The 21,223-nt window shown below is 59.8% G+C and carries 15 protein-coding genes, 1 other RNA gene and 8 pseudogenes; 20 read left to right on the top strand and 4 right to left on the bottom strand.

The features are described 5' to 3' along the window. The first annotated feature begins 4 nt into the window (after positions 1–4). The 11 genes and pseudogenes from EIO60_RS09405 to EIO60_RS09355 form a co-directional block, all read left to right on the top strand. Positions 5–268: a hypothetical protein gene (locus EIO60_RS09405; RefSeq protein WP_258576629.1), complete on the top strand. Its 264-nt coding sequence runs from the start codon at positions 5–7 to the stop codon at positions 266–268. Next, positions 213–644 carry an Ig-like domain-containing protein gene (locus tag EIO60_RS09400; RefSeq protein WP_258576628.1) on the top strand — a complete coding sequence of 144 codons (432 nt, stop codon included), beginning with the start codon at positions 213–215 and terminating at the stop codon, positions 642–644. Before EIO60_RS09405 ends, EIO60_RS09400 begins: the two co-directional genes overlap by 56 nt. Positions 645–654: 10 nt before the next feature. Then, complete coding sequence (locus EIO60_RS09395) at positions 655–1,020, top strand: Ig-like domain-containing protein (RefSeq protein WP_258576627.1); 366 nt, start codon at positions 655–657, stop codon at positions 1,018–1,020. After that, positions 957–1,664 carry an Ig-like domain-containing protein gene (locus EIO60_RS09390; protein ID WP_258576626.1) on the top strand — a complete coding sequence of 236 codons (708 nt, stop codon included), beginning with the start codon at positions 957–959 and terminating at the stop codon, positions 1,662–1,664. Before EIO60_RS09395 ends, EIO60_RS09390 begins: the two co-directional genes overlap by 64 nt. Beyond that, on the top strand, positions 1,661–2,023 hold the full coding sequence (locus EIO60_RS09385; RefSeq protein WP_258576625.1) for a hypothetical protein: 363 nt from the start codon (positions 1,661–1,663) through the stop codon (positions 2,021–2,023). The genes EIO60_RS09390 and EIO60_RS09385 overlap by 4 nt, the downstream gene beginning before the upstream one ends. Positions 2,024–2,031: 8 nt before the next feature. After that, entirely contained in the window at positions 2,032–2,727 is a 696-nt protein-coding gene (locus tag EIO60_RS09380; RefSeq protein ID WP_258576624.1) for a VCBS domain-containing protein, read from the top strand. Next, entirely contained in the window at positions 2,685–2,882 is a 198-nt protein-coding gene (locus EIO60_RS09375) for a type I secretion C-terminal target domain-containing protein (RefSeq protein ID WP_258576623.1), read from the top strand. Before EIO60_RS09380 ends, EIO60_RS09375 begins: the two co-directional genes overlap by 43 nt. 185 nt (positions 2,883–3,067) lie before the next feature. Beyond that, positions 3,068–4,189: pseudogene (locus tag EIO60_RS09370) on the top strand (TolC family protein). 5 nt (positions 4,190–4,194) lie between these two features. After that, positions 4,195–6,305: pseudogene (locus EIO60_RS09365) on the top strand (ATP-binding cassette domain-containing protein). Next, positions 6,302–7,415: pseudogene (locus tag EIO60_RS09360) on the top strand (beta-barrel domain-containing protein). Before EIO60_RS09365 ends, EIO60_RS09360 begins: the two co-directional pseudogenes overlap by 4 nt. 187 nt (positions 7,416–7,602) lie before the next feature. After that, positions 7,603–7,926 (top strand): annotated as a pseudogene (locus tag EIO60_RS09355) (arginase family protein); the annotation flags it as partial. A 127-nt stretch (positions 7,927–8,053) separates the two neighbouring features. On the opposite strand, the pseudogene EIO60_RS09350 reads toward EIO60_RS09355, so the two are convergent. Continuing rightward, a pseudogene (locus EIO60_RS09350) lies at positions 8,054–8,198 on the bottom strand (metalloprotease); the annotation flags it as partial. A 273-nt stretch (positions 8,199–8,471) separates the two neighbouring features. Here EIO60_RS09350 and tkt point away from each other — a divergent pair. From tkt to EIO60_RS09315, 7 genes and pseudogenes are all read left to right on the top strand, one after another. Beyond that, complete coding sequence (gene tkt / locus EIO60_RS09345; RefSeq protein WP_258576622.1) at positions 8,472–10,466, top strand: transketolase; 1,995 nt, start codon at positions 8,472–8,474, stop codon at positions 10,464–10,466. 297 nt (positions 10,467–10,763) lie between these two features. After that, positions 10,764–11,783 carry an erythrose-4-phosphate dehydrogenase gene (epd, locus tag EIO60_RS09340; RefSeq protein ID WP_258576621.1) on the top strand — a complete coding sequence of 340 codons (1,020 nt, stop codon included), beginning with the start codon at positions 10,764–10,766 and terminating at the stop codon, positions 11,781–11,783. A gap of 51 nt (positions 11,784–11,834) precedes the next feature. Continuing rightward, positions 11,835–12,998: a phosphoglycerate kinase gene (gene pgk / locus EIO60_RS09335; protein WP_258576620.1), complete on the top strand. Its 1,164-nt coding sequence runs from the start codon at positions 11,835–11,837 to the stop codon at positions 12,996–12,998. Positions 12,999–13,101: 103 nt separating this feature from the next. Further along, positions 13,102–14,181: a class II fructose-bisphosphate aldolase gene (gene fbaA, locus EIO60_RS09330; protein ID WP_258576619.1), complete on the top strand. Its 1,080-nt coding sequence runs from the start codon at positions 13,102–13,104 to the stop codon at positions 14,179–14,181. Between the two features lie 206 nt (positions 14,182–14,387). Continuing rightward, positions 14,388–15,250: pseudogene (gene mscS, locus EIO60_RS09325) on the top strand (small-conductance mechanosensitive channel MscS). 169 nt (positions 15,251–15,419) lie between these two features. After that, positions 15,420–15,984, top strand: a pseudogene (gene argO / locus EIO60_RS09320) (arginine exporter ArgO). Positions 15,985–16,157: 173 nt separating this feature from the next. Next, positions 16,158–16,856: pseudogene (locus EIO60_RS09315) on the top strand (oxidative stress defense protein). A gap of 96 nt (positions 16,857–16,952) precedes the next feature. Here the strand turns inward: EIO60_RS09315 and EIO60_RS09310 are convergent. Beyond that, a complete protein-coding gene (locus tag EIO60_RS09310) occupies positions 16,953–17,858 on the bottom strand; it encodes a LysR family transcriptional regulator ArgP (RefSeq protein WP_258576618.1) in 906 nt (301 codons plus the stop codon). A 230-nt stretch (positions 17,859–18,088) separates the two neighbouring features. Between EIO60_RS09310 and rpiA the strand changes: the two genes are divergently transcribed. Both rpiA and serA read left to right on the top strand, forming a co-directional pair. After that, positions 18,089–18,748, top strand: a complete 660-nt coding sequence (rpiA, locus tag EIO60_RS09305) for a ribose-5-phosphate isomerase RpiA (protein WP_258576617.1) — start codon at positions 18,089–18,091, stop codon at positions 18,746–18,748. Positions 18,749–19,034: 286 nt separating this feature from the next. Further along, positions 19,035–20,273, top strand: a complete 1,239-nt coding sequence (serA, locus tag EIO60_RS09300) for a phosphoglycerate dehydrogenase (RefSeq protein WP_258576616.1) — start codon at positions 19,035–19,037, stop codon at positions 20,271–20,273. A 71-nt stretch (positions 20,274–20,344) separates the two neighbouring features. Here serA and EIO60_RS09295 read toward each other — a convergent pair whose 3' ends face one another. Together EIO60_RS09295 and ssrS are read right to left on the bottom strand one after the other, a co-directional pair. After that, positions 20,345–20,938 (bottom strand): 5-formyltetrahydrofolate cyclo-ligase, encoded by a 594-nt coding sequence (locus tag EIO60_RS09295; protein ID WP_258576615.1) that lies wholly within the window; start codon positions 20,936–20,938, stop codon positions 20,345–20,347. A gap of 75 nt (positions 20,939–21,013) precedes the next feature. Beyond that, positions 21,014–21,197: non-coding RNA, 6S RNA (gene ssrS / locus EIO60_RS09290), on the bottom strand. Between the last annotated feature and the right edge of the window lie 26 nt (positions 21,198–21,223).

Raw genomic sequence — 21,223 nt, 5'->3', positions numbered from 1 at the left:
CGCATTGTTGTGGGTAGAAGATCCCGTTCAGGAAGGTTTCCGATTCATCTCGATCGACAGCACTGAGGGCCTGCTGGCTGACAATATTACCAACGACGGCGCGATTGCTGCCTACAGCTTCGGCGGCGCGGCGCTGGCAGATATCGCCGCTATGTTTGCCGGCACCAACGGCGGCGGCGGTAACGCTACAGATGCTGAGCAAGTGCTTGGCGATGGCGACACAGGCGGCGATACTACCGCCCCCGTCGCGGCAACGAATCTGCTCTAGCTATAACGCTGGCAGCCTTCAGGGTGCGATTGCCGCATGCACCACCACCGATGACAATACCCCCGTTCTGAGCGGCACGGCCGAAGCAGGCGCCACCGTCAGCGTCTATGACAATGGCACATTGTTAGGCACCGCGACGGTCAACGCAGACGGCAGCTGGAGCTTCACCACGCCGGTGCTGAGCAACGGCAGCCACAGCCTGACGGCGACCGTTACTGATGCGGCAGGCAACGTCAGCGGATCAACCAGTTCGCTGCAGATCACCGATGACAGCGGCAGCACTCTGGTGCCGCTGAGCGACGGCGCCTCCACCTCTGACGCCACCCTGCTTCTGAGCGGACCTGACCACCGCCGGCGCGCTGGTCACGCTCTATAACGGCGACCAAGTGCTGGGTAGCGTCACCGCTGACGCCAGCGGCCAGTGGAACTTTACACCCGCCGGGCTGACGGATGGCACCTACGCCTTCTGCGCCAACACCACCAACGTGGACGGAAGCGTCACCCCTTCGCAGGTGCTGACCATCACTGTCGACACCGCCGTGCCGACTACCCCGGTCAATCTGCAGCTGGTCAATGACGACGGCGCAACGGTGTCCACAGACGGCGCGACAAATGACAACACCCTGACGCTGAGCTTGATAGCACCGTCGCCGTTAGCGACGGCGACACGCTGCTGGGCAGCGTCACGGTGGGCGCGGACGGCAACTGGATCTTTACGCTGCCGATGCTGGCCGAGCGCAGCTACAGCCTGACCACCGTGGTGACCGATGCGGCCGGCAACGTCGGCCTGACCTCGGATGCCTTCAACTTCAGCGTGGATACCTCCGCGCCGGCGCTGGCGGATAACGTGCTGGTCAACAGCAATGCGGGCCAGACGCTGACGCCGATCGCGGATGGCGCCACCACCAACAAAGCCACGGCGGAGCTGGGCAGCATCATCACCGTTTATGACGGCCAGACGCTGCTGGGTTCGGTAGCGGCGGGCGCCGACGGCACATGGAGCTTTACGCCAGCGGCGCTGAGCAATGGGGGGGCTCAGCCCGACCGTGCCCCAGACCGACGCAGCGGGCAACGTCAGCGGCACGACCACGGTGAGTGTGACGGTCTACAGCGTGGCGCCGACGGTGGCAACGCCATCGGCAGCTTCTCGCTGGCGCTGACCACCGCGCAAACCACCGGTGCGTCGCTGTCGGTGACGCAGGTCGACCGCGCGGGCAACGTCTCGCCTGCCTCGACGGTGCTGGGCGCCATTCGCGTGGCGGCGGCCAATGGCCTCAGCGAGCTAAACTATTCGCCCCAGACCCGCACCATCACCAACGCCAATACTAGCACCAGCGGCGTGGCGTTGCTGAACGCCTCGGCGACCAGCAGCAGGCGAACGGCAGCTGGACAGTGAAGTCGGCTAACGATAACTACATCACCACCTTCCTGACAATAGGCATGCAGACTGGCGTGAACGTCACTAACAGCGACCTCGGCACCGGCAACTACGCCGTGCTGCTGGGCACTAGCACCGGCGCCAGCGTTCTGCCAGCGACTACCATCGCCACCACGTCCGATATTACGACGCTGGCGGTGACGGTGACCGGCAACCTGCTGGCGAACGACACCAGCTCGGTGGCCGGCACGGTGCCGTCAGGCACGCTGGTGACTACGGTATCGGGCAACGCTATCGCCGCTAGCGGCAACACGGTGATCAACACCACTTACGGCACCCTGATTGTTGACGCCAGACGTAACTATACTATGCGCTGAAAGCGGGCGTGGATGCCGACCGGGTGCCGGACACTGACGTGTTCACCTACTCGGTGCGCGACGCTAGCGGCGCGGTGAACATAGCCACCCTGACGGTGGATCTCAACACCGGCACGTCGGCCAGACTGTTCACGGTCAATAGCCTGTTTGCGGAGACCACCACAGACGACGGCACCACGGCAAGCGGCAGCATCTACGGCGACAGCACGGTGACCTACAGCGGCGCGTTAAGCATCACCAACGAGGCGGGTGAAACCATCGCCAGCAGCAGCAGCAGCAGCAGAGGTATTACGCTGGTGGTGGTGGAGTACGGCACCCTGAGCATCTCTTCCGATAGTCAGTTCACCTACGCGCTCAACACCGCGTTCAACGCACAGCAGATCACGCATAAAGAGGTGTTCAGCTACAGCCTAGAGGCCGCCGACGGCACCGTGACCACCAACAGCTTCACCATTGACCTGCATCCGAACCTGATTGGCACCAGCGGGGCGGATTCGCTGACCAGCAGCGCCCACGCCCCCCTCACCACCGGCGCGGGCGCCGATACGCTGGTTTACCACCTGCTTTTAACGGCGCGGATGCGCTGGGCGGTAACGGGCATGACTGCTGGACCGATTTCTCCGTCGCCGACAGCGACAAGATTGACGTCAGCAGTCTGCTGGTGGGCTGGAGCGACAGCAGCAGCAACGTCAATTACTTCGTGAAGGTGGATCACACCGCGGACGGCGATATCGTGCTCTCAATCGACCGATACGGCACCGGCACGGCCTACAGCAGCGCGCAGTTGGTCACGCTGGAAGGCGTCAACGTATCACTGGAGGAACTTCTGCAACAGCCGCACCAGAACCCCACGGCCTGATCGCCGTGACTGTCTGGCAGGTAAGGATTATCGGGCGCAGGGAGGCACCCCTTTCTCTAACTGACGAGTGGAAAACGATGGATCGGATATAATCAAGCGCAATATATCGCCGTTCTTTTCAGCTCAGTGTTCTCTGTGCTGGCATCGCTTTGTTTACCAGTTTTCATCTGGCAGCCGCCAGCGACATGATGCAGACGGCCAGTCAGATTACCTCAACTGGCCTGGCGCAACAGCAGGAGCTGCCGTCGTTTACGGGCGAAAGCGCCGCGCCCGCGCTGGTGCAGGTGCCGGAAACCCCGACGGTCAATCAGGCGGTGCAGCGCGCCATCCAGTGGCATCCCAGTATCTCCGAGGCAGTGGGAAAACTACTGGAGCAGGCGAGCCAGGTCGACGTGGCGCAAGCCAAATATTACCCACAAGTTAGCGCCGGTATGGACAACGGCTATAGCAACGCCTACAGCGAGTAGGGCTTCAGCCCCTCCTTTGTGCTGTCGGTTTCCCAGATGCTCTATGATTTCGGCAAGGTCAGCAGCTCGGTGCGCTCCGCCGAGGCGGGCGTGGCGCAGGAGCAGGCCAACCACCGTGGCGCACGACACCGCGGCGGCGCTGACGAAGATCGGCGACCTGGCTCGCCAGCGCAACGACGAAGGCGCCGCCTCGCTCTCCGACGCGACGCAAACCGACGCGCGTATCGAAGAGGCGCGCACCGTCCTGACGCAGTATCAGGCCAGCCTCGATCGCTGGCGCGCCACGCAGGCGACCTGTCTCGGCCGGCCGAGCGTAAAGCAGGTCAGCGATGACTTTCCCGACAGCCTGATGCGCTCCTGCGCCGCTTCAAAGGCGGACGACCAGCTGATCCTGGCGGTGCTGGTCGCCTGGGCGCAGGGCAATCAGGCGCAGGCGAAGCTGGATAACGCCAACGCCCAGATGCTGCCGACCATCTCGCTGGAGCCGCAGGTCACCCACTATCTCAACAACCACTATGCCAACAGCGAGTTGATCGATCGCACGCAGTACTCCGCCTTTGTCAAAGTAGAGATGCCGCTCTATCGGCCAGCGCGCTCAACGCCGCGCGGCTGCAGGCGCGCCAGCAGCTCTATCAGGATCAGTACCTGCAGTTCGGCACCCGTCCGCTGCTCGACGTGCTCAACACCGAGCAGGAGGTGTTCCAGACCTGCTTTACCCTGCAGCAAACCATCAGCCAGTTGCGTTCGCTGCAGCTCGACTGCCTCTACAGCACCGGGCATATGCGCTCGGCGTTCGCCCTGAATAATCAGCGGATCCAGTCCGTGGAGATCCAGCCATAACGCAAATGCAGCTTCCCGATTCCTCCGCCGGCCGCCCCGATAGCGCCGAAAGCGGGGTGCCATTACAGGGCTGGACTACAGCGATTATTCTGATTGCCGGCTACTACCGCTTGCCCGTTCGCCGGGCATGCTCCTCGCCGCCAGCGAATGGCAGGGCAAACAGACGCGCGACAAGGCACTGCGCCATCTGGCGCGCCAGGCCGGCATGTCGCTGCAGCTTTATTATGAAGAGAACAAATGGGAGATCAACCACTGGCGGCTCACGCTGGCGGTAGAGCTGGCGGACGGGCAGGTCGGCGTAATCGTCAGCTTCGACGGCGAGGATTAGGTGCGGGTGCACTTCAGCGGCGACGAGCAGCCAACGCCGCTGTCGCTGGCGGCGCGCTGCTGCCCGATATCCGCTTCGCCGCAGCGTTTCGCCCGCTGACCGCTGCTAAGGACAGCCGCGTCGATCGCTATCTGGAGACCATCCAACCCGACTGGCTGCGCCGGCTGTTGCTGGCGGGGATCATCTTTTCGATGCAGGTTTACGACCGGGTGATCCCGGCGCAGTCCTATCCCACGCTCTACGTGCTCTAAGGCGGGGTAATTATCTAGGTGATCTCTACCTATATCCTGCGCGTCGGGTGCGATCACATTACCGATCTGCTTGGCAAGCGCGCCGATATACGCGTCTCCGACCGGGTATTCGGCCATGCGCTGCGCCTGCGCAACAGCGCCATTCTGCGCTCCACCAGTACCTTTATCTCCCAGCTGCGCGAGCTGGAGGCGATCTGCGAAATGGTCACCTCGACCACCGTCACCTCGATCGTCGATATACCGTTCTTTCTGCTGTTCCTGCTGGTAATGGCGATTATCGCGTCGCAGCTGGCGTGGATCGCGCCGGTGGTGGTGATCCTGATGATCCTGCCGGGCCTGCTGCTGCAGAAAAAGCTGGCGCACCAGGCGCAGAAGGAGTCGACGCTGCGCAACGCGGTGCTGCTGGTGGAGAGTGTGCAGGGGCTGGAAGATATCAAGCTGATGCAGGCGGAAGATCGCTTTCTGCAGCAGTGGAACAGCTACATTCGCATTACTGCCCAGTCCGGCGTGGAGATGCGCAAGGTGGTGCACTCGCTGATCAGCTGGGGTATCACGGTGCAGGGGCTGGTCTACACCAGCGCGATTGTTATCGGCGCGCCGATGGTGATCAACGGCGATATCACCACCGGCGCCATCGTGGCGGCGTCGATGCTCTCGTCGCGCATAATCGCGCTGATGGGCACCCAGTGCGGCGTGTTGGCGCGCTGGCAGCAGGTGAAGGCGGCGAAAACCAGCCTCGACGCGCTGATGGCGCTGCCGGTGGAGAACAGCAAAAAAGATGAGACCCGCATCCACTGTCCGGTGCTGTACGGCTACTACCAGTTCAGCGAGGCGGCGTTCCGCTACTACAGCGACTCCGCCACCAATCGCGCGGCGCATTAAAAATCTGACCATCAAGCCCGGCGAACGCGTCGCGGTGCTGGGGCGCAACGGCTCCGGCAAATCGACGCTGCTGCAGGCGATGATCGGCGGCATGGATCTAGTGAGCGGCGAGCTGCGGCTCGACAACCTCAGCCTGCCGCATATCGATCTGGCGGACGTGCGGCGCAACGTTGGCATGATGACACAAAACGCGCACCTGTTTCACGGCACGCTGCGCGAGAACCTGACCATGGGCGCGGCGCACGCCAGCGACGAGGCGATTTTCGCCGCGCTGACGGTAAGCGGTGGCGTGGACTTTATTCGCCGCCTGCCGCTCGGCCTCGACCATCCTGTGACGGAGGGCGGCGTCGGCCTCTCCGGCGGCTAGCACCAGTCGGTGCTATTGGCGCGCATGCTGCTGCGCGATCCTAATATCGTGCTGCTGGATGAGCCGACCGCCTCGCTGGACGATCACACCGAAAAAGAGTTTATCGAACGGCTAGGCCAGTGGCTGAACGGACGCACGCTGATTGTGGCGACGCACCGCGCCGCCATTCTTGCGCTGGTGGATCGCGTGCTGGTGCTGAAAGAGGGACAGCTGGTAATGGACAGCCCGAAAGAGAGTGCGCTGCCGCCGGCGCGGCCAGAGCTGAATCGCCCGGAGGATCAGGCATGAGTAAGGTTTCAACCAAACTGCACGTGGTGGCGCCCGAGGCGCAAACCTCCGACGATCTCAACGGCGAACTACATTCAGAAACTTACTACACCAGCGCGGTGCGGCTGGTGGTAATCAGCGCTTTTCTGCTGCTGGCGGAGCTGGTGTGGGCTTGGTTCGGCATGCTCTACGAGGTCTCGACCGGCACCGGCAAGGTGATCCCCAGCTCGCGCGATCAGGTGCTGGGATCGCTGGATGAGGAGATCTTGGCGAAGCTCGATCCAACGCGCTCCATCTCCAGCGTCGGCGAGAGCGCGGCGTGCTACCGGGCGGCGCTGGCCGCCAGCGCGCGCCTCTACGCCGAGGTCAATGACCAGCCGCTGCGTTTTCCCGACGAGCTGCGGGGGTTTCCTGAGCTGATCGCCTAGAAAACCCGCCTCTACAACACCCGCCGCGCGCAGCTGAAAGATTCCAGCGCGCAGATTCAGCAGTCGCTCGGGCTAGCCAACCGCGAGCTGGCCATCACCCAGCGGCTGGCGAAAACCGGCGCCGCCAGCAGCGTAGAGGTGCTTCGGCTGCAGCGCGACAAGTCCGTCCTGGAGCTAAAGCTGACCGATTTGCGCTCGCAGTATTACGTGCAGGCGCGCGAGGATACCGTCAGCCGCCTGACACTGCGTGCGCCGATGCGCGGCGTAGTGAAAAACATCAAGGTCACCACCGTCGGCGGGGTGATCCCGCCCAACGGCGAGCTGATGAATATCGTGCCGCTGGACGATCGCCTGCTGATCGAAGCGCGCCTGTCGCCGCGCGACATCGCCTTTATCCATCCGGGCCAGAAGGCGTTGGTGAAGATTTCCGCCTATGATTACGCCATCTACGGCGGACTGCACGGCGTGGTAGAGAGCATCTCGCCCGACACCATTCAGGATGAGGTGAAGCCGGAAATCTACTACTATCGCGTCTTTATCCGCACCAAGACTGATGATTATGTGCAGAACAAGGCGGGACACCGCTTCTCCATCAGCTCCGGCATGGTCTCCACGGTGGATATCAAAACCGGCGAGAAAGCCGTGATGGACTATCTGAATCAAGCCTTTCAACCGGGCGAAAGAGGCGCTGCGCGAACGTTAATCTCGCCTCAACCGGCGTTATTCCGGCGCGTCGCGCATTGCAGCGCGCGGCGAACTCCGCGATAATCGCCTGAAATGCGGCAATGCAGCGGTCCCTTCTTCGTCGGGCTTAACGACGCGGAGGGGATTATTTTTATCTACCCGTTTATCACCTGTAACTTAACGCCATGCGGCAGTGAGGATGATTTATGTATAACACCTTGGGCAATCAGTATGACAATTCGCTAGTCTCCAACGCCTTCGGTTTCATGCGTTTTCCGGTGAACTTCCAGCCCTACGAAAGCGACGCCGAGTGGGTGATCACCAGCGTGCCGTTCGACGCCGCCACGTCGGGCCGTCCGGGCAGCCGCCTGGGTCCGGGCGCCATCCGCCAGATCTCCACCAACCTCGCCTGGGAAGGCCGCCGCTGGCCGTAGGATTTCGACCTGCGTCAGCGCCTGAATGTGGTGGACTGCGGCGATCTGGTTTACGCCTTCGGCGAAGCGTCGCTGCAGTCGCTGGCACAGAAGCTGGGCACCGACGTCAACGGCGCCTCGGGCAAGCTGGCGGAGCTGCTGCCACACCTGATCGACCGCATGTAGCCGCAGGGGCCGCTGGACGAATAATCCCTGCACGATAAGCAGCTCGATCTGGGATCGATGGGCCGCTTCACCTGCGCGTCGTTGAGGGTATAGGCCTGGAAGGTCTGCACGCCCGACTGCAGCAGCGCGTTGTTGTCCATGCCCTGGCAGCCGCTGAGCAGCGCTGTCAGCCCTATCACAACGATTCCTGTCTGAATTTTCATCATGATATCCCGTGAGTAACAAGGTAAGAAAAACAGGCACCTGAAAAGGGACAAGGTGCGGTAAAGAGTGGGGTATAGCCTGTCGCCTGCTACTTCGCCAGCAGACATTGCCGTAAATGCCAGACGACACGGCGAGATTTAGCACGGCGCAGCATGTACTTTTGCCCCGATTTTCATGTACATTTATGGGCGACTTTTACCTTATTTTGCCCGATTAACCATGAATAACAATGAGTTAAAGCGATAAATCATTCATCTGACCTGGAGTAGAAAATGCCCTCTCGTAAAGAGCTTGCCAACGCCATTCGCGCGTTAAGTATGGACGCAGTACAGAAAGCCAAATCGGGACATCCGGGGGCCCCGATGGGTATGGCAGATATTGCCGAGGTGTTGTGGCGCGGCTACCTGAACCATAACCCGACCAATCCGCTGTGGGCCGATCGCGACCGCTTCGTGCTCTCCAACGGTCATGGTTCAATGCTGATCTATAGCCTGCTGCACCTCACCGGCTACGATCTGCCGATGAGCGAGCTGCAGAACTTCCGCCAGCTGCACTCAAAAACTCCAGGTCACCCGGAATATGGCTACACCCCAGGCGTAGAAACCACCACCGGTCCACTGGGCCAGGGCATCGCCAACGCGGTCGGCTTCGCTATCGCCGAGCGCACGCTGGCGGCGCAGTTCAACCGTCCGGGCCATGAGATCGTCGATCACAACACCTACGTCTTTATGGGCGACGGCTGCATGATGGAAGGCATCTCCCACGAAGTCTGCTCGCTGGCAGGCACCCTGAAGCTGGGCAAGCTAGTCGCCTTCTATGACGACAACGGCATCTCTATCGACGGCCACATCGACGGCTGGTTTACCGACGACACCGCGAAGCGCTTTGAAGCCTACGACTGGCACGTGGTGCGCGGCGTAGATGGCCACGACGCAGACGCCATCGCCAAAGCGATCGACGAAGCGAAAGCGGTAAGCGACAAGCCGTCGCTGCTGATGTGCAAAACTGTGATCGGCTTTGGCTCGCCGAACAAAGCCGGCACCCACAACTCGCACGGCGCGCCGCTGGGCGACAACGAAGTGGCGCTGACTCGCAAGCAGCTGGGCTGGAACCACGCGCCGTTTGAGATCCCGTCAGAGATATATGCCGAGTGGGACGCGAAAGAAGCGGGCAAGGCGAAAGAAGCGCAGTGGGACGAGAAGTTCGCCGCCTACGCCCAGGCGTTCCCGGAGCTGGCCGCCGAGTTCAAACGTCGCGTCAGCAACGAGCTGCCAGCTAACTGGCAGGAAGAGTCGCAGAAGTTCATCGAACAGCTGCAGGCGAACCCGGCGAAAATCGCCAGCCGTAAAGCCTCGCAGAACGCCATCGAAGCGTTCGGCAAGCTGCTGCCGGAATACCTGGGCGGCTCTGCCGACCTGGCACCGAGCAACCTGACCATGTGGTCCGGCTCGAAGCCGATCAACGTCGACGCAGCGGGCAACTACATTCACTACGGCGTGCGCGAGTTCGGCATGACCGCTATCGCCAATGGCCTGGCGCTGCACGGCGGCTTCCTGCCGTACACCGCGACCTTCCTGATGTTCGTGGAGTACGCGCGCAACGCGGCGCGTATGGCGGCGCTGATGAAGATCCGTCAGATTATGGTCTACACCCACGACTCCATCGGTCTGGGCGAAGATGGCCCGACGCACCAGCCGGTTGAGCAGCTCGCAAGCCTGCGCACCATGCCGAACATGAGCACCTGGCGTCCGTGTGACCAGGTTGAGTCAGCGGTGGCGTGGAAATACGCTATCGAGCGTAAAGACGGCCCGAGCGCGCTGATCTTCTCTCGCCAGAACCTGGCGCAGCAGGATCGCAGCGCCGAGCAGCTGGCGAACATCGCGCGCGGCGGCTACATCCTGAAAGCGTGCGACGGCCAACCGGAGCTGATCCTGATCGCCACCGGTTCGGAAGTTGAGCTGGCGGTGGCCGCTTACGATCGTCTGAGCAGCGAAGGCATCAAAGTGCGCGTGGTCTCCATGCCCTCTACCGACTCCTTCGACAAGCAGGATGCCGCCTACCGTGAAGCAGTGCTGCCGAAAGCGATCGGCGCGCGCGTCGCTATTGAAGCGGGCATCGCCGACTACTGGCAGAAATACACCGGCCTGCACGGCGCGGTAGTCGGCATGACCACCTTCGGCGAATCGGCGCCGGCGGAGAAGCTGTTCGAAACCTTCGGCTTTACCGTCGACAATGTGGTCGCACAGGCGAAAGCGATTCTCGCCTGATAAGCGCCAGCAGTCATCAGAGGGGCACGCCATCGGGCGTCCCCTTTTTATTGCCTGCTGTTACGTTTGCAGCGCCGCGTTAACCGGTAAAAATGTGACGCAGATCCAACATTCAGCGGTGCGTTTGATCGCGGTCATTCCCATCATTTCTCGCTTGCTTTATCCTGGCTGAACCGTTTCATTTACAGGTTTTTACGCGACTTTTGCGCGGCGAGGCGGATGAAAATTCCCTGTACAAAAGTGCGTGAAATGGTCAGGCTATCGGCACGTTTTTTAGCAGGAAGTGGCAGAAAAGAGATGACCGTTCGGGTGGCGATAAATGGCTTTGGCCGCATTGGGCGCAATGTGCTGCGTGCCCTCTATGAGACCGGACGTCGGGCCGAAATCAATGTGGTGGCGATTAATGAGCTGGCGGAAGCGGTGGGCATGGCCCACCTGCTTAAGTATGACACCAGCCACGGTCGCTTTGCCTGGGAGGTGCGGCAGGAGCGCGACGTGCTGCGCGTGGGCGACGACACCATCCGCATTCTGCACCAGGCCGGCATCGAGACGCTGCCGTGGCGCGAGCTGAACGTCGATGTGGTGCTCGACTGCACCGGCTTGTACGGCAGCCGGGCCGATGGCGAGGCGCATCTGCAGGCGGGCGCGAAGAAGGTACTCTTTTCTCATCCGGGCGGCAACGACCTCGACGCCACCGTGGTGTACGGTGTGAACGAGCATGCACTGCAGCAGAGCGACCACATCGTCTCCAATGCCTCCTGCACCACCAACTGCATTATTCCGGTGATCAAGCTGCTGGACGACGCCTTTGGCATCGAGTTTGGCACCGTCACCACTATCCATTCGGCGATGCACGACCAGCAGGTGATCGACGCCTACCACAGCGATCTGCGCCGCACGCGCGCGGCCAGCCAGTCGATCATTCCGGTCGATACCAAACTGGCCGCGGGCATTACCCGTATTTTTCCGAAATTTAACGATCGCTTTGAGGCGATCGCGGTGCGCGTGCCGACTATCAACGTAACTGCCATCGATCTTAGCGTTTCCGTGCGCGCGCCGGTAAGGGCCTGCGAGGTCAACGCCCTGCTGCAAAACGCGTCAGAGGGGGCATTTCGTGGTATAGTTGACTATACGGAATTACCGTTAGTCTCAGTAGATTTTAACCACGATCCGCATAGTGCCATTGTGGACGGCACGCAAACGCGGGTTAGCGGTCAGCACCTGATCAAGACCCTAGTATGGTGCGACAACGAATGGGGCTTTGCTAACCGAATTCTCGATACGACGTTAGCGATGGCCGCAAGCGGTTTCAGGTAAGGCGCGGTTTGCGCCTGGCAAAACTTATGAGAATCAACGAGAGGGTTAACCATGTCTGTAATTAAGATGTCCGATTTGGATCTGGCTGGTAAGCGCGTTCTGATCCGCGCCGATCTCAACGTACCAGTAAAAGAAGGGCAAGTGACGTCAGACGCACGTATCCGTGCTTCTCTGCCTACCATCGAATCGGCGTTGAAACAGGGCGCAAAAGTGATGGTTACCTCTCACCTGGGTCGCCCGACCGAAGGTGAATACAACGAAGAATTCTCCCTGCTGCCTGTTGTTAACTATCTGAAAGAAAAACTGAACGGCACCAACGTGACCTTGGCGAAAGAGTATCTCGACGGCGTCGAAGCCGGCGCGGGCGAGTTAGTGATGCTGGAGAACGTGCGCTTTAACAAAGGCGAGAAAAAAGATGACGAGGCGCTGTCGAAGAAGTACGCTGCGCTGTGCGACGTCTTCGTGATGGACGCTTTCGGCAGCGCGCACCGCGCGCAGGCCTCAACCCACGGCGTCGGCAAGTTCGCGCCGATCGCCTGTGCCGGTCCGCTGCTCTCCGCCGAGCTGGAAGCGCTGGGCAAGGTAATGAGCAACCCGGAGCGTCCGCTGGTGGCCGTAGTGGGAGGCTCTAAAGTGTCGACCAAATTTGACGTGCTGCAGTCACTGGTGAAAATCGCGGATACCGTGATCGTCGGCGGCGGCATCGCCAACACCTTCGTCGCAATCGACAACAACGTCGGCAAATCGCTCTACGAGCCCGACTTCGTCGAGGCGGCAAAAGGCCTGCGCGACCAGTACGGCATTCCGGTACCGACCGACTCACACGTCGGCACGGAATTCTCCGAAACTGCGCCGGCTACGTTGAAAAAGGTTTCCGAAGTGGCGGATAACGAAGAGATTATGGACTTCGGTGACGAAACCGCGCAGAACATGGCGAAACTGCTGAAAGAGGCGAAAACCATTCTGTGGAACGGTCCAGTCGGCGTGTTCGAGTTCCCGAACTTCCGTAAGGGCACCGAGATCGTAGCGAATGCGATTGCCGACAGCGATGCGTTCTCTGTTGCAGGCGGCGGCGATACCCTGGCGGCTATCGACCTGTTCGGCATTGAAGACAAAATTTCTTACATCTCTACCGGCGGCGGCGCGTTCCTTGAGTTCATTGAAGGCAAAAAACTGCCTGCGGTCGCCATGCTGGAAGAGCGTGCGAAGCAGTAATCCTTTGGAGGCGACGCACTGGCGCGTCGCCTGAAGACTTGCCCACAGGGCGTTTAAAGCGCTGTCCTATAGGGGATAGTCGGTCACGAAACAGGACACAATCATGTCTAAAATTTTTGATTTCGTTAAACCCGGCGTTGTCACTGGTGATGACGTTCAGAAGATCTTCCAGGTAGCGAAAGAGAACAAATTCGCGCTGCCAGCGGTAAACTGCGTCGGCACCGATTCAATCAACGCCGTGCTGGAAGCCGCTGCGAAAGTTAAAGCGCCGGTTATCGTCCAGTTCTCCAACGGCGGCGCGGCGTTTATCGCCGGTAAAGGTTTCAAAACCGACAAGCCGCAGGGCGCAGCCATTTTCGGCGCCATCGCAGGCGCGCATCATGTTCACCTGATGGCAGAGCAGTATGGCGTGCCGGTTATCCTGCACACCGACCACTGCGCGAAGAAACTGCTGCCGTGGATCGACGGTCTGCTCGACGCGGGCGAAGCGCACTTCGAGAAAACCGGCAAGCCGCTGTTCTCATCTCACATGATCGACCTGTCTGAAGAGTCACTGGAAGAGAACATTGAGATTTGCAGCAAATACCTGGCGCGTATGGACAAGCTGGGCATGACGCTGGAGATCGAACTGGGCGTGACCGGCGGTGAAGAAGATGGCGTGGACAACAGCTATGTTAACGCTTCTGCGCTCTACAGCCAGCCGGAAGATATCGACTACGCCTACACCGAGCTGAGCAAAATCAGCAAACGCTTCACCATCGCGGCCTCTTTCGGCAACGTGCACGGCGTCTACAAGCCAGGCAGTGTGAAACTGACTCCGACAATTCTGCGCGACTCGCAGAAATACGTGTGTGAAAAACATGGCCTGCTGCACAACGCGCTGGACTTCGTTTTCCACGGCGGCTCCGGCTCTTCTGAAGCGGAAATCGAAGAATCGATCAGCTACGGCGTGATCAAGATGAACATCGATACCGACACCCAGTGGGCGACCTGGGACGGCATCCTGCAGTACTATAAAAAGAACGAAGAGTACCTGCAGGGCCAGCTTGGCAACCCGCAGGGCCCGGACAGCCCGAACAAGAAATACTATGATCCACGCGTCTGGCTGCGCGCCGCGCAGGCCTCAATGGTTGTGCGCCTCAAGCAGGCTTTCAAAGAGCTGAACGCTATCGATCGTCTGTAATCCACACGCTGGATTAACTCTTAAGGCCAGATCCGTAGATCTGACCTTTTTTGTTTTTTTGCGGTTCTTTTAGCTTAAATTTACAGCAAATTCAACGGGAATTTGGCACATCCCCGAATAACGTTTACCCTTGTTAGCAGGTTTGCCGGAATTTTCTGGCTGTGATTTGACCTTCCCGGCAGGGAATTCAACAACAGGGCTATCAAATGGAAGACTTAAATGTCTTAAACGGCATCCACAACGCCGGTGGCTGGCTGGTGCGCAATCAGGCGCTAATCCTCAGCTATGCGGTCAATATCGTCGCCGCTATCGTGATTCTGATCCTCGGGATGATCGTGGCGAGCGTCATTTCACGCGGCATCAACCGTGTGCTGGTGGCGCGTCACATCGATAAAACGGTGGCGGACTTTCTGTCAGCGCTGGTGCGCTACGGCATTATCGCCTTTACGCTGATCGCCGCGTTGGGCCGCGTTGGCGTGCAGACCGCGTCGGTCATCGCCGTACTCGGCGCCGCCGGTCTGGCCGTTGGTCTGGCGCTGCAGGGCTCGCTCTCCAACCTGGCGGCGGGCGTGCTGCTGGTCACCTTCCGTCCGTTCCGCGCGGGCGAATTTGTCGATTTAGGCGGCGTTATGGGCACGGTGCTTAACGTCCAGATTTTCTCCACCACGCTGAAAAGCGCCGATGGTAAAATCGTTGTGGTGCCGAACGGTAAAATCATCGCCGGCAATATCGTTAACTTTTCGCGCGAGCCGGTGCGCCGCAACGAATTTATAATCGGCGTCGCCTACGATGCGGATGTGGACGAGGTGATCGCGCTGCTGAAAGAGGTGGTGAATAACGATCCGCGCGTACTGAAAGATATGGGTGTGCAGATTGGCCTGAACGAACTGGCCGCCTCGTCGCTGAACTTCGTAGTGCGCTGCTGGAGCAACAGCGGCGATCTGCAGGACGTTTACTGGGACCTGCTGAAGAACTTCAAGCGTGCGCTGGACGCGACATCCCTTATCCGCAGATGAATGTGCATCTGCATCAGGCCAGCCAGCCTGAGGCGGAAGCAAAAACGCAGTAATCTTCGACGGGCGGCGTGCACGCCGCCCGCATTAACTTGGCTAATGGGCGATTAAATCTGTCCCTTTCTGCTAATGATTTCTTTCTATTACTCCTCCGCATCTCACCGATGACAGGAAAATCGCCTGTTGTCTTTCTTTACAGGAACTTGCCCTTGAGGCCTCGCTTATCTGCCGCTGGGGCCGCAAAACGCTTTCGTGATGAATCAGGGCGTCAAGCGCCAATATCATCTGATGACGGCCGCGCTCTGCGCCCTCAGCGATATACTGCCGATCTGCGGCGGCATCTTTGGCGGCAGCGCCTTGCTACATCAGTCGCCGCCGCTGCTGATGCTGATTACCTGGGCGGGCGTGGCCTTTCTGCTGTGGTACGGCTGGAACGCGCTGCGCATCGCCTTTAGCGGCAATGTCGATCTCGCCAGCGACGGCGAGCTGAAGTAGAGCCGCTGGCGTATTGTCGCCACGCTGCTGGCGGTGACCTGGCTTAACCCGCATGTTTATATCGACACCTTTGTGGTGCTGGGCAGCCTCGGCGGGCAGCTTCCGACGTAGGCGGCGCGCCACTGGTTTGCGCTGGGCACCATCAGCGCGTCGGTGCTCTGGTTCTTTGGCTTGGCTCTGATGGCGGCGTGGCTGTTGCCGCGCTTGCGCAGCGCGCTCTATTAATCTGCTGGTCGACGTGGTGATGTGGTTTATCGCCAGCCAGCTGGCGCTACAAGGCATAGCGAATTTCTGATTTGAATAGTCTGAAAGCGGCGCGGCAGAATCATAAAAACACGAACTTTTGCGCTATAAAGTGCTCTTAAGCAGTGCATACCATTTCGCTCAGGCTTGCGCGTTTACTGCCGCAGCAAAACAGAGATTTCAAGGAGGACTTTTGTGAAACTGAAAGCACTGGCGCTGGTCGCCATGATGGGCGCCGCGTCGCTACCGCTGAGCGCCCTAGCTGATGAACTGCCTAACGGGCCGCACGTCGTCACCTCAGGCCAGGCAACCGTTGATGGGTGTCCGGATATCGCGACGCTCTCGATTGTGGTGAACGTCTCCTCGAAAGACGCGGCGGACGCCAAAAAACAGGCTGACGACCGCGTGGCGCAATATTTCGATTTTCTGCAGAAAAGCGGCGTCGAGAAAAAAGATATCGATGCTGCCAACCTCAGCACCCAGCCGGAATATGACTACACCAAAGAAGGCAAGTCGGTGCTGAAAGGGTACCGCGCAGTGCGTCAGGTGCAGTCACGCTGCGCCAGCTGGATAAGCTGCTGGACGGCGCGCTGAAAAGCGCGCCTGAACGAGATCCGTTCCGTGGAGCTGGGCGTGAACAACCCGGAGAGCTATAAGGCGCAGGCGCGCAAGGCGGCGATCGATAACGCTACCCAGCAGGCGGCGGCGCTAGCGGAAGGCTTCAACGCGAATCTCGGCCCGGTCTACAGCATTCGCTACCATGTCGCTAACTATCAGCCGATGCCGATGGCGCGCATGTATAAGGCCGAGGCCGCGTCGGCGGACACCTCGGCGCAGCAGACCTATGAGCAGCAGAGCATTCACTTTGACGATCAGATGGATGTGGTCTTCGACATCAAGCCGAATACTACTACTACCCAGTAAGTAAAGGAAAAGGGGCGCTCAGCGCCCCTTTTTTCGATCGCGTTTCAGACAACAGCCAAAGCAAAAGGTGCAGGCGCTTTGCCTGACGCGCACGGCTCAGGCCGCCAGATAGTCCTGGCGCAGCACACGATGGCCGTGAGAAATCAGTGCGTCGGTGACGCGGCGCATCAGGCGGCTTTCCGGCGCGAAGCGATGCCAGTAAAGCATGCGTCGCTGGCAGAGACCCGGCGTCAGATCGAGCAGCTCACCGCTCGCCAGTTCGCGCTCAATCTGCAGGTGCGGGATCATACAGCAGGTCGAGCTCTGGCGCGCCAGCTGCACGAACGCCTCCGACGAGTTGACGATGTGGCAGGGCACGCTGCCGGGCGACAGGTCAAAGTTCTGCTGCAGAAAGGCCTGATGCATATCGTCCAGATGATCGAAAGCGACCGCTGGCGCCTTAAGCAGCGCCGAGCGCGTCACGCCGTTGGGGAAGTAGCGCGCGGCGAAGGCCGGCGAGGCGACGAACAAGTAGTCGAGGGCGCCAAGCTGATCCACCAGGCAGCTCGGCAGCGGCTGCGGCTGAATACTTACCGCACCCACCACTTCGCCGCGGCGCAAGCGCTCCTGCGTACGGGTCTCATCTTCTACCTGTAAGTTGAGGCGCAACGGCGAATCCGCCAGCACCTCTTTCAGTGCTGGCAGCAGCCAGGTCGCCAGACTGTCGGCGTTGACTGCCAGCGACAGCAGCAGCGGCGTGGTGCCGTCGTTTTCGTTGCTCAGCCACTCCTCTTCCAGCAGTTCGACCTGATGCAGCAGCGCCAGCAGCTTCTGACCCTGTTCAGTAGGGCGCGGCGGCACGGTGCGCACCAGCAGCGGCTGGCCAAACAGATTCTCCAGTTGCTTAATGCGCTGCGACACGGCCGACTGGGTAATGCACAACTTTTGCGCAGCGCGCTCAAAGCCGCGTTCGCGAATCACAGCGTCTAGTGCCTGAAGCGTTCGATAGTCGGGGCGTTTCATTGTTGTTTTCTCTCCTTCAGGATGGAGGCTACTATGTCACAAAAAATTCATCTGACGCGCGTTGCCCGCGATCTTTCCGCCTGGCGGGCGGCAGAAGCGCTTTTGGCCGCGCGTTTTTTGCAGGGTGGCTTCCAAAGCGGTAAATCGAACTAAAACGACCACGCACATTCGGCAAACGTTGCTTTATACTATTATGCGCATTTCGTTGTCGCACAGGTTTTAAACATACCATGACCCAGGATGAACTGAAAAAAGCCGTAGGCTGGGCCGCGCTGAAATATGTGCAGTCCGGCAGCGTCGTCGGTGTCGGCACCGGCTCCACCGCTGCGCACTTTATTGACGCGCTTGCCACCATGAAACATCAGATCGAGGGCGCTGTTTCCAGTTCGGAAGCCTCGACGCTGAAGCTAAAAGCGCACGGCATCCAGGTGTTCGATCTCAATGAGATCGATACGCTGTCGATCTATGTGGACGGGGCGGATGAGATCAATCCGCAGATGCAGATGATCAAAGGCGGCGGCGCGGCGTTGACGCGCGAGAAGATCGTGGCGGCGGTCGCCGAAAAGTTTATCTGCATCGCCGATGCGTCAAAAGAGATCGACGTGCTGGGACGCTTCCCGCTGCCGGTCGAGGTGATCCCGATGGCGCGCGCCTATGTTGCCCGCGAGCTGGTGAAGCTGGGCGGTTTGCCGGAGTATCGCCAGCACGTGGTGACCGACAACGGCAACCTGATCCTCGACGTGCATAATCTGCGTATCCTCGACCCGATTGCGCTGGAGAAAAGCATCAATGCGCTGCCTGGCGTGGTCACTGTCGGCCTGTTCGCCGCGCGCGGCGCCGATATCGCGCTGATCGGCACGCCGGACGGCGTCAAAACCATCGAAAAATGATCTTTCCGGCGCGCAAGCGCGCCGGTTATTTACCCGCGTAAAACATCTTTTCTTACATCGGCTAAATTCGGTGACTTATGTCACATAACCGTCATCGATAGAAGGTTCATTCTTTGTTCGTGGTTCCGACCCCGATTTTCTGCGGCAATGTGCTGAGCTCAGCCCTCGTCGTGCTGGCAGGCAGGCAAACGGTTGTATTGTCGCAACCGTATTTTTTTTATATTTTGACAGAAGGCGTGCTTATGGCAGGGCAGCGGTTGTTGAAATCACAAGTAGGGTTGGTGAAATGGCAAAGGTATCACTGGAGAAAGATAAGATTAAGTTCCTGCTGGTGGAAGGCGTGCATCAGAGCGCGGTGGAAAACCTGCGTGCGGCGGGCTACACCAATATCGAATTCCACAAGGGCGCGCTGGATGCCGACGCGCTTAAGTCCTCTATCCGTTATGCGCATTTTATTGGGATCCGCTCCCGCACCCAGCTGACGGAAGAGATTTTCGCCGCGGCGGAGAAACTGGTCGCTGTGGGCTGTTTCTGCATCGGCACCAACCAGGTCGATCTTAACGCCGCCGCGTCGCGCGGTATTCCGGTATTCAACGCGCCATTCTCCAACACCCGTTCGGTTGCCGAGCTGGTTATCGGCGAAATGCTGCTGATGCTGCGCGGCATTCCTGAGGCGAACGCCAAAGCGCACCTCGGCATCTGGAACAAAAATGCCGTCGGCTCCTATGAGGCGCGCGGCAAAAATCTCGGCATCGTCGGCTATGGCCATATCGGCATGCAGCTTGGCGTGCTGGCTGAGAGCCTCGGCATGCACGTCTTTTTCTATGACATTGAGAACAAGCTGCCGCTGGGCAACACTACCCAGGTGCGCCATCTTGCCGATCTGCTGAACATGAGTGACGTGGTGAGCCTGCATGTGCCGGAAACGCCGTCGACGCAGAATATGATCGGCGCGCAGGAGCTGGCACAGATGAAAGCGGGCGCGCTGCTGATCAACGCCTCGCGCGGCACCGTGGTTGATATCGCCGCGCTGTGCGACGTGCTGGCCAGCAAGCATCTCTCCGGCGCGGCTATCGACGTCTTCCCGGTCGAGCCGGCCACTAACAGCGATCCGTTCAACTCGCCGCTGTGCGAGTTCGACAACGTGATCCTGACGCCGCATATCGGCGGCTCCACTCAGGAAGCGCAGGAGAATATCGGCATCGAAGTGGCAGGCAAGCTAGCCAAATACTCTGACAACGGCTCAACGCTCTCAGCGGTTAACTTCCCGGAAGTCTCGCTGCCGATGCACGGTGCCAGCGCCAGCCGTCTGCTGCATATCCATGAAAACCGTCCGGGCGTGCTGACAGCGATTAACCAGATCTTCGCCGAGCAGGGCATCAACATCGCCGCGCAGTTCCTGCAAACCTCGCCGATGATGGGCTACGTAGTGATCGATATCGACGCGCCGCAGGATCTGGCGGACAAAGCGCTGCAGCTGATGAAGGCGATTCCAGGCACCATTCGCGCCCGCCTGCTCTACTGATTCGGATGTAAACACCGGGCCGTCAGCGGTTTCGCTGACGGCCCGTCAATGCAAAGCCCCGCTGATTTCCGCTATTCCCACTGCCACAGCCGCGATGGCGTCAGCACCGCAGTCAGCGGCACATCCCACTCCGCCACCGGCAGGCGTTCAACCTGCTGACACTCATGCGCCAGACCGACCGGCAAAAAGCCGTGCTGCCGCCAGTTTTGCAGGGTGCGATCGTAAAAGCCGCCGCCCATGCCAAGGCGCTGCCCGTCGCGGTCGAAGGCCACCAGCGGCACCATCATCACATCCAGCCGGTCTAGGGGCGTCAGCTGTCGGATATCGAGCGGCGGTTCGGGAATACGCAGTTTATTCGGCGTCAGCACCGTTTCTGGCGTATAGCACAGAAACAGCAGATGCCCGGCCGCGAAGGGATGCAGCACCGGCAGATAGACCTGCTTGTTCATTTGCCAGAGTTTAGCGATCAAGGGACGGGTATTGAGTTCGCCATCTACCGATAAGAAGAGGGCAATACGCGCCGCCCGGGCGACAGGAGCGAAATTAACGGCATGTTCCGCCAGCAGATCGGCGGCCTGCACTTGCTGCTTGTCCGTCAGGGCGCGGCGCAGATGGCGCAGATGCTGACGCAGAGCGTGTCGATCTAGCGGTAAGGGCTGGGACATAAGAACCCCGCAGATAAGTTGCTGATTGAGCAACTATATCATTCAAAGCGGGGAAGAACAAATGCAGAACGTAGAGAGATCTCCGAGATGCAGCCGCAGGCTGTAACCCTTGAATCCTTGGTTCAAGGTAAATGTGCCGTCGCAACCATCAGGCTTCTCGGACGAACCGAGCATGCTCACAGGTTACAGAGCCCCACACTCTGTTGGTATGAAATATCGGCTCAGGGGACTGGCCCGCTTGCAAACACCTCAGAGAAAATGGACTTCAAAGTCACTGTAGCACAA

Source organism: Candidatus Pantoea persica (assembly GCF_013753875.1).
In the GTDB taxonomy this organism is placed as follows: Bacteria; Pseudomonadota; Gammaproteobacteria; order Enterobacterales; family Enterobacteriaceae; genus Pantoea; species Pantoea persica.
The sequence above is the reverse complement of the archived record's forward strand: the minus strand, read 5'-3'. Positions and strand labels throughout refer to the sequence as shown.

Excerpts from the sequence above, each read along its gene's own strand:
- EIO60_RS09400 (WP_258576628.1), top strand. The coding sequence starts at position 213 with ATGGCGACACAGGCGGCGATACTACCGCCCCCGTCGCGGCAACGAATC.
- tkt (WP_258576622.1), top strand. The coding sequence starts at position 8,472 with ATGCCCTCTCGTAAAGAGCTTGCCAACGCCATTCGCGCGTTAAGTATG.
- epd (WP_258576621.1), top strand. The coding sequence starts at position 10,764 with ATGACCGTTCGGGTGGCGATAAATGGCTTTGGCCGCATTGGGCGCAAT.
- pgk (WP_258576620.1), top strand. The coding sequence starts at position 11,835 with ATGTCTGTAATTAAGATGTCCGATTTGGATCTGGCTGGTAAGCGCGTT.
- fbaA (WP_258576619.1), top strand. The coding sequence starts at position 13,102 with ATGTCTAAAATTTTTGATTTCGTTAAACCCGGCGTTGTCACTGGTGAT.
- EIO60_RS09310 (WP_258576618.1), bottom strand. The coding sequence starts at position 17,858 with ATGAAACGCCCCGACTATCGAACGCTTCAGGCACTAGACGCTGTGATT.
- rpiA (WP_258576617.1), top strand. The coding sequence starts at position 18,089 with ATGACCCAGGATGAACTGAAAAAAGCCGTAGGCTGGGCCGCGCTGAAA.
- serA (WP_258576616.1), top strand. The coding sequence starts at position 19,035 with ATGGCAAAGGTATCACTGGAGAAAGATAAGATTAAGTTCCTGCTGGTG.
- EIO60_RS09295 (WP_258576615.1), bottom strand. The coding sequence starts at position 20,938 with ATGTCCCAGCCCTTACCGCTAGATCGACACGCTCTGCGTCAGCATCTG.